Genomic DNA, 10946 nt, shown 5'->3' with positions numbered 1-10946 from the left:
ACGACCTAGCCTTGCTGTGGCGCAGCCGACTCAAGGACATGTAAACTTGTCGCCCTTTGCGATCATTCCTTGTGATTGCAACAACTTTGGGGTCACCTGACAAGCAGCGACCAAAGTGCCAACAACCGGCCCGGTCGCTTTGCAACGTAACTGGTGGGACGACAAAATGATCAACGAGTTCAAGGATTTCATCGCGCGCGGCAATGTCGTGGACATGGCTGTGGGTATCATCATCGGGGCGGCTTTCACCGCGATCGTGTCATCGCTTGTGGGCGATCTGATCAATCCGATCATTGCATTGGTAACCGGCGGCATCGACTTTTCGGGCTGGTTCTATGCGTTGAACGGCGAAACATACCCCTCGCTGACCGCTGCGACCGAAGCGGGCGCGCCCGTCTTTGCCATCGGTAAATTCGTGATGGCGGTGATCAATTTCCTGATCGTCGCTTTCGTCGTTTTCATGCTGGTCAAGATGGTCAACCGGATCAAGCAGGCCGCCGAAAAAGAAGCCGCGGCAGCACCCGCCGAGGAGGCACCGGCCGGTCCAAGCGAGCTGGATATCTTGATGGAGATCCGCGACGCGCTGAAAAAAGCCTGATCGCGGTTTATCCGATGCAAGGCCCGCCCGTCATGGGCGGGCCGTTTTTGCCTTTCAGCGGCCGATGATCGCGGTGGGTGTCACCGATCGCAGGTTCAATGCCACGCCGACCGCGGCATTGGTCAGCTGGCCGGCATGGGTGTTCAACCCGGCTGCAAGGTGCGGATCATCGGCACAGGCCTTGTGCCAGCCCTTGTTGGCCAGCGCGATCATGAAGGGCATGGTCGCATTGCCCAAGGCCAGGGTCGCGCTGCGCGCCACGGCGCCGGGCATGTTGGCCACGCAATAATGCACGATCCCGTCGACCTCGTAGATCGGGTCTTGATGGGTCGTGGCGCGCGATGTTTCGAAACAGCCGCCCTGATCGATGGCGACATCGACGATCACCGCGCCGGGCTTCATCGTGGAAAGTTGGGCGCGGCTGACCAGCTTGGGTGCGGCGGCGCCGGGGATCAGCACGGCACCGATCACCATATCGGCCCGCGTGATCAGTTCGGCCGTGGCATCCGTGCTGGCATAGCGTGTCTTGAACGCGCCACGATAGGCATCGTCGAGATAGCGCAGCCGCGGGAGTGAGCGGTCAAGCACCGTGACATCTGCACCCATGCCCGCGGCGACGCGTGCGGCCTGTGTGCCGACGACACCGCCGCCGATCACCACCACCTCGGCGGGGCCGACACCGGGCACGCCGCCCATCAGCACACCGCGCCCGCCATTGGCCTTGTGCAGGGCCCATGCGCCGACCTGCGGGGCCAGGCGTCCTGCGACCTCGGACATCGGCGCCAAAAGCGGCAGGCCGCCGGTTGCATCGGTCACGGTCTCATAAGCGATGGCGGTCACACCGCTGGTCAAAAGGTCGCGTGTCTGGGCCGGATCGGGGGCGAGGTGGAGATAGGTGAACAAAATTTGCCCTTCGCGCAGCATTGCGCGCTCGATGGCTTGTGGTTCCTTGACCTTCACCACCATCTCGGCACGCGAAAACACGGCCTCTGCGGTCGCGACGATCTCGGCGCCCGCGGCGAGATAGGCGGCATCGTCAAACCCAGCGCCTAGCCCGGCGCCGGTCTCGATGATGACGGCATGGCCGTGGACGACAGCCTCCCGCGTGGCAGCCGGCGTGAGGCCGACGCGAAACTCTTGTGGTTTGATTTCCTTGGGGCAGCCGATCAGCATGGAAAGCTCCTTTCATCCTTGCCATGATGATGCGCCTCGGATCATGGAATTGCTTTGATTTTTTACCTGTAGAATGCGATCATTACGCAATAATCTTCGAAGAGTTTACAATTTCATGCAAGATTTTCGCGACCAATTGCCGATAGACGATATGGACCTTGCCATTTTGCGGGCCTTGCAACGCAATGGTCGCATGACCAATGCCGAGTTGAGCGAAAAGGTGCATCTGTCGCCCTCGGCCTGTCATCGGCGGGTGCAGCGATTGGAGCAGGCGGGCGTGATCCGCGACTATGTGGCCTTGCTCAACCCACGGGCCGTGTCGCGGGTGACCACGGTGTTCGTCGAGATCCGCCTTTCAGGACAGGCCGATGAGATCCTCGATGCCTTCGAAAAAGCGGTCGCGCGTGTGCCCGATGTGCTGGAATGTCACTTGATGGCGGGTTCAGCCGATTACCTGCTTAAGGTGGTCGCCCGCGACAGCGAGGATTTCGCCCGTATCCACCGCCAGTATTTGGCGCGCCTGCCCGGTGTGGCCCAGATGCAGTCGAGCTTTGCGCTCAAGACCGTGTTCAAAACGACGGCCTTGCCGCTGTGACAGGGCGATGATGCAGTACCCGCCGATCAACAACAGGGTGTTTCCTTGGCCGCGACCAAGTGTGCTGCCATGTGGATCGCGGCCGATCGGGCCAAGCGCCGCCAAAGCTTATGGGCCATCGATGCCGATGAAGGGTTTGGCGCGCCTTGCTCATCGAACCCACGGATTTGCGTCCCAAGACGGGGCTGTGCCAATCGGGTCCGCCTGTGGCGCGGGGGCGACTTTTCGCTGATACCTGCGTGGATGTGCCAAGTTCATGTCACAACAATTGCATAGGAGGGATCACATGTTGACCGAGGGCCGCAACTTGATCGCCATTTTGCGCGGGATCACCCCTGATGCAGCCGAGGATATCGGCCATGCGCTTTTTGATGCCGGGATTACCCGGATCGAGGTGCCGCTCAACACCCTCGGCGCACTCGACAGCATTGCGATCCTTGTGCGCGTGCTGGGCGACCGGGCCTTGATCGGGGCCGGTACGGTCACGACGGGGGAACAGGTCCGCGCCGTTGCGGATATCGGCGGGCGTTTGATCGTCTCGCCTAATTTCGATCCAGATGTCGTGCATGAAACGCGCCGCCATGCCTTGATCAGCATGCCGGGCGTCATGACGCCCAGTGAATGCTTTGCCGCCCATAAGGCCGGGGCTGGCGCGCTCAAGCTCTTTCCCGCCTTTCAGATCGGCCCCGCCGGAATGGCGGCGCTGCGCGCGGTGCTGCCGCGCGGCTGCCTTGTCTACCCGGTTGGCGGGGTCGGGCCTGCGGATTTCGGTCAGTGGCTGGCCGCGGGTGCCGATGGGTTCGGGCTGGGTGGGGCGCTTTTCAATCCCGGCACCAGCGCCGAGATGGTCGCGCGCAATGCGGCCCGCATCGTTGCGTCATGGGACACGGCGACCAAGGGCGTGGCGGTCTAGGATGGCCACCATGCGCGGCCAAACGGATCTCGTGTCGTCACACGGGTTTTTGTTGTTGACGGGGCGGGATGCTTATCATACCTCCAGCGCGCTTACGGCGGAGTAGCTCAGTTGGTTAGAGCAGCGGAATCATAATCCGCGTGTCGGGGGTTCGAGTCCCTCCTCCGCTACCAAAACCCCCCTTCGATCGTTACATATCCGCGACGCATGTCGTGCGCTTTACCTTGTGCGTTCCACCCGATAGCGTCGCGCCGATCTGGCGGGGGATGTGAAGGGGCGGAAATGGCCGAGGTATCGACAACACCACAGCGCCACGCGCTGAGCGGCCTGCGCGTGCTTGATCTGACCCGCATCCTTGCCGGGCCTTGGGCCACGCAGGTCTTGGCTGATATGGGCGCCGAGGTGATCAAGATCGAACGCCCCGGCGCGGGCGACGATACGCGAAGCTGGGGCCCACCCAACATGATCGACGATGCCGGACGCGATCACGGTGCGGCCTATTTTCACGCGGCCAATCGCGGCAAGAAATCGGTGGCGGTCGATATCGCCCATCCCGACGGGCAACGTCTAGTGCGCGCGCTGGCCGCACAGGCCGATGTCGTGGTCGAGAATTTCAAGGTCGGCGGATTGGCGAAATACGGCCTCGACTATGCCAGCCTCAGTGCGATCAAACCCGATCTGGTCTATTGCTCCATCACGGGCTTCGGCCAGACCGGCCCCTATGCCGATCAGGCTGGCTATGACTTCCTCGTGCAGGGTATGGGCGGGATGATGAGCGTCACGGGGCAGGCCGATGGCACGCCGGGCGCCGAACCGATGAAGACCGGCGTGGCGCTGACCGACCTGTTGACCGGGCTTTACGCGGTGATCGGGATCTTGTCTGCCTTGCGCCATCGCGATGCGACCGGCCAAGGCCAGCATGTCGATATGTCCTTGTTGGATGTGCAGGTCGCTACGCTGGCCAATCAGGCGACGAATTTCCTCGCCACAGGAACGCCACCTGTGCGGATGGGCAATGCGCATCCCACAATCGTGCCCTATCAGGTTTTTCCGACATCGGATGGGCATATCATCCTTGCCGTTGGCAATGACGGGCAATTCGCCCGTTTTTGCGAGACGGCAGGCGCGCCGGAGTTGGCGCGCGATCCGCGTTTTGCCACCAATCCGGGCCGGGTCACACATCGTGAGACGCTGATCCCCTTGTTGGAACGTTTGATCGCGGGCAGGCGCTTGGATGACTGGATCGCGGCGTTGAACAAGGCCAAGGTGCCAGCCGGTCCAATCAACGATATCGGCCGCGTGTTCGCCGACCCACATGTGCAGGCGCGTGGCATGCGCACGGCACCGCGCACCCCCGATGGGCATCATCTGGCCGGTGTCGCCTCGCCGCTCAAGCTGTCACAGACGCCTGCCATTCCGCCGACCGCCGCGCCGATGCTGGGCCATGATACATTCGCGGTCTTAAGCGGGCTTTTGGCGGGCCAAGATCTGAACTTGGAACAGCTTTTGGCCCAAGGTGTCATCGCAGGCCCACCCGAGGATGATGCGGCGCGGTAATCAAAGGCCGATCGGCAACAGTTGTTGCCGGCCGTTCACGCTGAGCACGATGCCTTCGCGCCTGACTTCCAGAACTTGCCAACGTTGCGTTGTCGCGCCCGCGACCAGCACGGCTGTCTGGTTCGGCCCTGTCTGCACCAGGGCTTGGCGCTGATCGCCGGTTCCCACGATCGCCAAGACCCGCAAACCGGCCACTGGCCCTTGGGGCAGCGTGTCCGGGGCAAGCGCGGGTGCATTCGCTACTGTCGTCGGCGCCACGGGTGCGGCGGTGGCGCTGCGCGTCCCCGCCATAAGCGAAACAGGGCGGAGCTGCGGCCGTGGCGCGCTGGCCGGACCCAAAACGCTGACGCGCGCAAGTGTCGATGGCGTTGTTGGTTCCGGCGCGACCGGGGCCGGTGCGGAGATTGTGACCGGCGCGGGCCGCGCTGGCCGGGGCTGAGGTGCGATGCGCGCCAAGGCCGATGTCGGCCGCAAAAGCGTGACGGGGCGCAACGCCTGCGCCGGGCTGGGTGTGTTGCCCGCATGCAGGTTCGCGATACTGCGCCCATTGTTCGAGAGCCGACCGGGTACGCGCGGCGGCATGATCTGCGTGATCTCGGGCTCGGCAGGAAAGGTTGCCGCAATGCGCGATGGTGCGGTGTCATTGACCATCGTCGTCAACGCGTCACCGCCATTGCCCACGCCAGTCGTGCCGTCCAGCCGTGGCATGGCGATGGGGGTTGGGGCGCGGTCGTCGATGTTTGGCGGCAGGGCGCGCGCCGGGCTGAGGGCCTCGCTTCTGGGCAATGAGGACGAGCCGCTCAGGACAATCGCGCCGTCATCGGGCGTGGCAGTGATCTCTTGCGCGGCTCCGCTTGCTCGCGGCGGGGCCACGGCCTGTGCAGCGGCGATTGCCGTTTCCGCCGGCATGACGGGCGGGGCAACATCGGGCGCTTGTTCGGCCATGGGCCGGTTGGTCGGCACGACGGCGGCTGTTCCAAGCAAGATTGTGACACATGCCGCTGTGGCGATCATCACGGCTGGCCGCTTGCGCCAGTACGGCGCGCCCGCGTCATTGGCCGCGACCGGTTCAGGTTGCGAAGTCGCTGGCGGCGAGACCGGTGACAGTTGCGTGACCTCAGGTGGCGCGCTGGGCGCTTGCTCCGCTGGCGCAAGCTGATCTTGCCCGGCGTCGTCTTGCGGTTTGCGCAAGAAAGCCGGTATCGGGGGAACGGGTGGCAAGACGGGTATCGCCGCGTGATCCTTTGCTTGCGCAGCGGTGAAAACGCCACCCAGTGCCCAACTCTTGGTCGCGCGTTCGGCTTTGCGGGCGTCGCGTTGCTTGCGCTTGTGCAATTCGCGTTGCAGGGCGGGGGGCATCTCGATCGCGCTGGTGGTCGCGCAGGGTGCCGTTACCTCCGGCAAGGTCTGTGTCGCGTCATCATGGCAAGCCGCAAGCGGCAATGTGATGTCCCGCCCCGCGCTGTCGCCCGGTATGATGATGGCGGCGGGGATCAGCCCATAGGAGTGGGCAAAGGCCGCGACCTCGTCACAAACGCTACGCTCGACAGCGACAGCAGGCTTGGTGGCATCGTCACCTTGCGGAATTACATGCAATTCATCCTCGGGAATATCGCCGAAAGGGCTGGGGCCGTCTTGGGCGAGGAGAACGCAATCAGGCGGAACCGCCAACGCGACCTTGACCGCGGCCGCATCGCCGCGTACCCGCGCCGCGAAAAGCCGCAATCGAAATTCGAGCGCGCCATCGTCGAGCGCCAACTGCTCGCAATAAGATGAAAGTTCCGGATCGGTCGGAACGCATTTCACCTGCGATTGGGTGAAATAGATATTTGCCTGTATACGCATGGTACCACCTACATCCTCACGCCTGCTCAAGATGCCTCGCGCGGTTGGCCATTCGGCCTTATCCCGCGCAACCAACGCCAAAGCGGCGTTAGATTACGAGAAACGGCAGGTAGAATGCCAACGCGATGAGGAAGGCGAAGCGTGAACGCTCGACAGTGAACACATCGTCGTCGAGTGTGAATTCGACGTCGCCAGCCTGGCCATGCATGGCCGTGCTTTCACTGTGGATTTCGGTTCCGTGCATCGGGGCGTCGTTGGCATGCGGGTCAAGCGCCCCGGGCGTTCCACATGCCGATAGTAACCCCAATCCGATGATCAGCGCGATTGTATTTCTTTTCACTGCTCGCCCCATTCCTCTATGACATCCTGCCTCATGTGTTCTAAGCACATGTTATATATATTTTTTATGCTGTTCTCCATCAGCACTTGAAAGCTGACATCCCGGTTCGCCATCGCGCAGGGATCATCAACATTGCCGACCGAGACGCAGCCGCTTGTCACGACGAAAAAGCACACAAGGAACTTGGCGCGGATTATGTTCCGCTTACCGTTTGCCGCTTTTCCTTGATCAACCATTGGTCTGTGTTTCCCATGCCTGTTGTTGTGCGCGAATGACGTTCAACGCCTGTCGCTGAAGGGTGATTTGCTCACGAACCTCTGCCTGTTCTTCGGGCGTGAGCTGTGCCTCTTGCAGTAATTCTTCGATCAAGACCGCGCGCATTTCAGCCGCGCGCCGGACCGTCGCGATCGACTCGCCCAGACGCATCTGTTCTTCGGCATCGGCTGGGGCAGCGATACGGGTTTGTTCGGAAACCGCGCGGCTGACCAGATGTGCGTCATCCATGCTGCGCTCCGTCGCGCCGCGCGATGCATCGAGAATATTCTCGATGATCTGCTGTCGGTTGAGAAATTCTTCGCGTTCCTGCAGCAGATGCTCGGCCGAGATCGCGGCATAGCCAGACCCGAGGATCGCGCCAAAGGCTGCGCCGATTACCGCACCGCGTTCGCTGTCGATCAGGGCACCCAGCAAAGCACCGCGCAATGCGCCCGAGATGAAACCCTGCCGCTGCGCTTGGTCGAAGACGCGCTGATAATCAGCTTGGCGCGCAGCGAGCAATTCGTCGTTGGCCGGCCCCATTTCATGGCGTTGCGTGATCGTCGCCTCTTCGGTCATCATTGATCCCACGGGCGTGCAGGCCGCGCCGACAAGGCTGAGTGAGACGATCAAGGGCGCAAAGGTTTTCATGTGATGGGATGTCTCGAATTGAAATTGGTGGAAAAGGGCGAAGGAAGGTCTGCGATCGGTGCTGCAGGAAGGGATCGGCGCGGTTGCATGCCGGCAAAGGCAAGCCGCGCGGGCAGGGCCCGCCATGATGCGAAAATGTGGTTTGTTCTTTGCAAACTCATGCCCCGCTGCTTCGACACCCAAGACAGCGCGCTGGCTGGCCAAGGGTGTTGAAACCTCCTCGATACACAATTGGTCATCATCTTTTGAGCAATAAATGCCTAAAGATACAATATGCCGATCATGCGCGCCATGGAAGCATGTTTTGCGTTTTCTGACGGGCAGACCACGTTTTGTGGTATATCTGCGGCATAGATAGGCACCGAAGCTACCGCTCTTTGGCAAGGAAATCGCACCACATGGCGATGCGATGGCTAGGTGATGATGCCCAGCGTAGCGCCTGCGCCCGCCGCGCCCAGCACGACCAGCCACGGTGGGCAGCGCCACAACATCAACAACACCAGACAGGCCAGCGCCAAGGCGAGATCGGCCAGATCGCCGATGGCCGTGGTGAAAACGGGATCATAGAGCGCCGCGCCCAATACGCCCACCACAGCGGCATTGGCCCCGCGCATCAACGCCTGCGCGGCGGGTTGGCTGCGCAGTTGGGCCCAGTGCGGCAACGCTGCGATCAAGATCAGAAAACCGGGGGCGAAGATGGCAAGGCTGGCAAGCAACGCGCCGGTCACACCATTGGGGCCGGGCCCCTGCACCGCGCCCAGATAGGTGGCGAATGTGAAAAGCGGCCCCGGAACCGCCTGCGCCGCGCCGTAGCCGGCCAAGAACGCATCCCCGCTGACCCAACCTTGTGCGACGGTTTCAGCCTCGAGCAACGGCAAGACGACATGACCGCCACCGAACACCAAGGCCCCGGCTCGGACAAAGCCATCGAGCATGGCGAACATCTGCGACAGATCAGCCAAGAACGGCAACAGGCAGATCATTGCTGCAAAAACGACAAGCGCGCCGATGCCCTGCCGCCGTGTCATTGGCATGTCCAGCGATCTGCCGGTCGCGCTCATCTCGGGCCTGATCAGCGCGGCACCGGCCACAGCGCCAAGCGCGATGGCCCCCAACATGCCCCAAACTCCGGGGGCAATGGCCAAACACGCCACGGCCCCGACCGCGATCCCGGCCGTGATGCGTTCGGGGCACAGGTTGCGCGCCATGCCCAAGACCGCCTGCGCCACGATGGCGACGGCGACGATCTTTAACCCATCCAGAGCGCCGCTTGCCAATGGTCCCGAGAGCAAGGGCATGATCTGGGCGAAGGCCAGCAAAAGCAGCGCGGAAGGTAGCGTGAACCCCACGAATGCCGCGCATGCCCCCCACCAACCACCGCGCATCAGCCCCAAGGCGAAGCCCACTTGGCTTGACGCGGGACCGGGCAGGAATTGGCACAGCGCCACCAGATCGGCATAGGCCCCGTCATCGAGCCAGCGCCGCCGTTCCACGAATTCCGTGCGGAAATAGCCCAGATGCGCGATCGGCCCGCCAAAAGAGGTGAGCCCCAGCTTGAGGAAAACACCAAAGACCTCGGCGATGCGTGCCTTGGGTTGCGTGGCTTGGGCGGGCTCTTCAAGCATGGGTGCGGTCGTATCTTCGGGTCAATCTTGCGCCGTGTATGATCGCGGGCAATGTCATTTCGGTGACAGACCACGGCGCGGCGCGGCAAAGCGTGCCTGATGCAAGATGACCCCATCCTCATCAACAGTCAGGCGCAACACCTGATCGCCATGATAAAGCGTCAGCCGCCAGCGCCCTGCGTCTGCCTCGGTTCCCATTTCGGTCTTGCTGGTGATCTGACCGGCCCGCATCAGTTCAGGCACCATGCTGGGGACAAGCCCAAAGCGCGCGGCAATCAACGCGGCGGGGATCACGAACCTTCCACCTTCGCGCGCCAATCGCGTGGCGCGGGCGGGATCTTCGGCTTGGTTCATGCGCGTGTCTTGCATCATGGCCCCCGTGTTGTTCGGCAATCCTTATGGCATGCCGCGTTCTTTGCGCCGCGGCAAGGCAAGTGTGGCGATCTTGACCACGGCCCCCGCGCGGGGCACCACAGGAGAGACAGAGCCAAGGGGCCGCCGATGCAAACCGACCACGCCACCACCCATGACGCGCTCGAAGACCCGCGCAACAGCGATATCCTGATTTATATCAACGGCGCACTCAAGCCGCGCGACGAGGCCAAGATCTCGGTCTATGACAGCGGGTTCCTGCTGGGCGACGGCATGTGGGAGGGGATGCGCCTTTACGATGGCGTCTGGGCCTTCTTCGACGAGCATATGGATCGCTTCTTCGATAGCTGCAAAGCCGTCAGCCTCGATGTGGGCATGGACCGGGCGGGCATCTTTGCCGCGCTTGAGGCGACGCGCAAAGCCAACGGGATGGTGACGGATGTGCATTGCCGTCTGATGCTGACGCGGGGGGTGAAGGTGCGGCCGTTCCAGCACCCGTCGCTGTCGCGCTCGGGGCCGACGCTTGTCATCATCATGGAGCATTCCAAACCGGTGGATCGCTTGACAAGCGCGGGCATCCGGCTTGCGACCGTGCCACAGGTGCGCGGTCTGCCGATGAGCCAGGATGCGAAATACAATTCCCACTCCAAGCTCAACTGCGTTCTGGCCTGTCTTCAGGCCGAACAGGCGGGCGCGGATGAGGCGTTGATGCTTGATCCGCATGGCTTCGTGAACACGACCAATGCCTGCAAGTTCGTCATCGTGCGCAAGGGTGAGGTTTGGACATCGACCGGCGATTACTGCATGAATGGCGTCACGCGGCAAAAGGTGATCGATCTGTGCCGCGCGGATGGCATTCCGGTCTTCGAGCGGAACTATTCGCTGTTTGAGGTGCATGGGGCGGAAGAAGCGTTCTTGACCGGCACCTTCGGGGCGCAGACGCCGGTGGCCTCGATCGATGGCAAGCCGGTAGGCGATGGGTCGCGGCCCGTGACGGCGCGGATACAGGCGCTCTACAAGCA

The 10946-nt window shown here is 62.5% G+C and carries 11 protein-coding genes and 1 tRNA gene; 6 read left to right on the top strand and 6 right to left on the bottom strand.

Annotated elements, in window-relative coordinates; translation table 11 throughout:
* The first annotated feature begins 166 nt into the window (after window positions 1-166).
* On the top strand, window positions 167-598 hold the full coding sequence (gene mscL / locus ACTG4J_RS12365; RefSeq protein WP_439139939.1) for a large conductance mechanosensitive channel protein MscL: 432 nt from the start codon (window positions 167-169) through the stop codon (window positions 596-598).
* Between the two features lie 54 nt (window positions 599-652).
* Here mscL and ald read toward each other — a convergent pair whose 3' ends face one another.
* The gene (gene ald, locus ACTG4J_RS12360; RefSeq protein WP_439139937.1) at window positions 653-1771 is read right to left on the bottom strand and encodes an alanine dehydrogenase; all 1119 of its coding nucleotides are present in this window, start codon (window positions 1769-1771) and stop codon (window positions 653-655) included.
* A 115-nt stretch (window positions 1772-1886) separates the two neighbouring features.
* Between ald and ACTG4J_RS12355 the strand changes: the two genes are divergently transcribed.
* From ACTG4J_RS12355 to ACTG4J_RS12340, 4 genes are all read left to right on the top strand, one after another.
* Window positions 1887-2366, top strand: a complete 480-nt coding sequence (locus tag ACTG4J_RS12355) for an Lrp/AsnC family transcriptional regulator (protein WP_439139935.1) — start codon at window positions 1887-1889, stop codon at window positions 2364-2366.
* 286 nt (window positions 2367-2652) lie between these two features.
* Window positions 2653-3279, top strand: a complete 627-nt coding sequence (locus ACTG4J_RS12350; RefSeq protein WP_439139933.1) for a 2-dehydro-3-deoxy-6-phosphogalactonate aldolase — start codon at window positions 2653-2655, stop codon at window positions 3277-3279.
* A 96-nt stretch (window positions 3280-3375) separates the two neighbouring features.
* Window positions 3376-3452 (top strand) — tRNA-Met (locus tag ACTG4J_RS12345).
* Between the two features lie 109 nt (window positions 3453-3561).
* Window positions 3562-4836, top strand: coding sequence for a CaiB/BaiF CoA transferase family protein (locus ACTG4J_RS12340; protein ID WP_439139931.1), 1275 nt, complete (start codon window positions 3562-3564; stop codon window positions 4834-4836).
* On the opposite strand, the gene ACTG4J_RS12335 is transcribed toward ACTG4J_RS12340, so the two are convergent.
* The 5 genes from ACTG4J_RS12335 to ACTG4J_RS12315 form a co-directional block, all read right to left on the bottom strand.
* Complete coding sequence (locus tag ACTG4J_RS12335; RefSeq protein ID WP_439139929.1) at window positions 4837-6681, bottom strand: hypothetical protein; 1845 nt, start codon at window positions 6679-6681, stop codon at window positions 4837-4839. It lies immediately after the preceding gene.
* 88 nt (window positions 6682-6769) lie between these two features.
* A complete protein-coding gene (locus tag ACTG4J_RS12330; protein WP_439139927.1) occupies window positions 6770-7021 on the bottom strand; it encodes a hypothetical protein in 252 nt (83 codons plus the stop codon).
* 228 nt (window positions 7022-7249) lie between these two features.
* Complete coding sequence (locus ACTG4J_RS12325; protein ID WP_439139925.1) at window positions 7250-7927, bottom strand: hypothetical protein; 678 nt, start codon at window positions 7925-7927, stop codon at window positions 7250-7252.
* A 413-nt stretch (window positions 7928-8340) separates the two neighbouring features.
* A complete protein-coding gene (gene chrA, locus ACTG4J_RS12320) occupies window positions 8341-9552 on the bottom strand; it encodes a chromate efflux transporter (RefSeq protein WP_439139924.1) in 1212 nt (403 codons plus the stop codon).
* Between the two features lie 54 nt (window positions 9553-9606).
* Window positions 9607-9945, bottom strand: coding sequence for a DUF6522 family protein (locus ACTG4J_RS12315; protein ID WP_439139922.1), 339 nt, complete (start codon window positions 9943-9945; stop codon window positions 9607-9609).
* Window positions 9946-10053: 108 nt separating this feature from the next.
* Between ACTG4J_RS12315 and ACTG4J_RS12310 the strand changes: the two genes are divergently transcribed.
* Window positions 10054-10946 (top strand): aminotransferase class IV (locus ACTG4J_RS12310; protein WP_439139920.1); only part of this gene is annotated, 893 nt, incomplete at its 3' end.

It is taken from the genome of Roseicyclus sp. (genome assembly GCF_965662675.1).
Lineage (GTDB): Bacteria > Pseudomonadota > Alphaproteobacteria > Rhodobacterales > Rhodobacteraceae > Roseicyclus.
This window is presented reverse-complemented; position numbering and strand designations above follow the sequence as displayed.